This window comes from Lysobacter sp. P5_C4, from assembly GCF_054049695.1.
Window position 1 is genome coordinate 1 of record NZ_JBFULX010000023.1, and the last position, 525, is coordinate 525.

At 45.0% G+C, this 525-nt stretch carries 1 protein-coding gene; it reads left to right on the forward strand.

Annotated features, from left to right (window positions below; translation table 11 throughout):
• Window positions 1-49: 49 nt before the first annotated feature.
• The coding region (locus ACXJJ8_RS15470) for a C39 family peptidase (protein WP_499031881.1) at window positions 50-525 on the forward strand (476 nt) is incomplete at its 3' end.

The window sequence follows — 525 nt, forward strand, 5'->3', positions numbered from 1 at the left end:
GCATTTTCCCGTGTTGTAATGAGAAGATAACCCAGATTGGACGTGGGAAATGAAGAAAATGGCTTGTTGCTTTTTAGTGTTATTCAGCATCTTTTGTTTGGCAATCGCTATGCCAACATCTCCTGCCCTGGAGCAGGTATTACCTATATCCGTCACTAAACCACATCTAGATGGTACAGAACAACCAATATCAATATCAAATTCATTACATACCCCTGCACCATCCACTCAACCCAATAAGGAGCATCATTTTCAGTTACAAAATGTTCCTGCCCTATCGCAACTGCCCGAGCTGCCGAACGGATGCGAAGCAGTCGTTGCCACGATGCTGCTAAACTGGGCTGGAGTCCCAGTACCCAAAGAGGAAGTCGCTGATTCATTGCCCTTAGGCGAGTTGCCCTATGTGAATGACGACGGTGCATTTATTGGCAGTAATCCCAAAGATGTATTTGTAGGTAACCCTTATGAGGTAGGTTATGGTATTTATCATAAACCGATCGCGGACATGCTGGATCAATGGTTACC